General features: G+C 57.0%; 1 protein-coding gene. It reads right to left on the bottom strand.

Annotation, left to right across the window (positions count from 1 at the left end):
• Positions 1 to 1,401 (bottom strand): VCBS domain-containing protein (locus AC1RTP_RS28490; RefSeq protein ID WP_498612020.1); only part of this gene is annotated, 1,401 nt, incomplete at both ends.

Here is a 1,401-nt window from a genome sequence, read left to right as displayed (position 1 = left end):
TCACCACGTTTTGAGTAGCAGTCGAACCATGGCCGTCAGCCACCGTCACGGCATAGGTCTCGGTGGTGCTTTCACCGACAGCCAGGTAATTGGCATCTGAGTCGTTCAGTGTATAAGTCCAGCTGACCTGGCCATTCGCAGCACCGGCGGCTTCCGAGACTGGCGTCAAGGCGAAGGTACCCAAAGCGCCGTCCACCGGAACGAACGACGCCGTATGCTCGTCTTTCAGGTCGACATCCGAAAATGCGACTGCACCGCTGGCCTGCGAGACCGAATCTTCGACAACCGTGCCACTTTGTGCTCCGCTGGTGATGAGGACGTCGTCATTGGTACCAGTGATGGTGATCACCACGTTCTGCGTTGCGGTCGAACCATGACCGTCGGCCACCGTCACGGCATAAGTCTCCGTAGTGCTTTCACCGACAGCCAGGTAATTGGCATCCGAGTCATTCAACGTATAAGTCCAGCTGACCTGGCCATTCGCAGCACCGGCGGCTTCCGAGACTGGTAGCAACGCGAAGGTGCCCAAGGCGCCGTCCACTGCAATGAACGACGCTGTATGGTCGTCTTTCAGGTCGACATCCGAGAAGCTCACCGCGCCATTAGCCAGTTGAACGCTGTCTTCGACTACCGAGCCGGTTTGTGCTTCGCTGGTGATGAGGACATCGTCATTAGTGCCAGTGATCGTGATCACCACATTCTGCGTAGCAGTCGAACCATGGCCGTCGGCCACTGTCACAGCATAGTTCTCAGTAGTGCTTTCGCCGACAGCCAGGTAATTGGCTTTCGAGTCGTTCAGCGCATAAGTCCAGCTAACCTGGCCAGTAGCGGCGCCGGCGACTTCCGAGACTGGTGTCAATGCGAAGCTACCCAGTGCGCCGGCGACGGGAACGAACGTTGCGGAGTGATCATCTTTCAGGTCGACATCAGAGAAGCTCACCGCGCCGTTAGCCAGTTGAACGCTGTCTTCGACTACCGAGCCGGTTTGTACTTCGCTGGTGATGAGGACATCGTCATTAGTGCCAGTGATCGTGATCACCACATTCTGCGTAGCAGTCGAACCATGACCGTCGGCCACTGTCACAGCATAGGTCTCGGTAGTGCTTTCGCCGACAGCCAAGTAATTGGCTTTCGAGTCGTTCAGCGTATAAGTCCAGCTAACCTGACCAGTAGCGGCGCCGGCGACTTCCGAGACTGGTGTCAATGCGAAGGTGCCCAGTGCACCGGCGACGGGGACGAACGTTGCGGAGTGATCATCTTTCAGATCGAAATCAGAGAAAGCGACTGCGCCGCTGGCCTGCGAGTTCGTATCTTCGACTACCAAGCCGCTTTGTGCTTCGCTGGTGATGAGGACGTCGTCATTAGTGCCAGTGATCGTGATCACCACGTTTTGCGTCGCGG

The organism is Pseudoduganella sp. GW821-FHT11H04, assembly GCF_058807935.1.
This window is presented reverse-complemented; position numbering and strand designations above follow the sequence as displayed.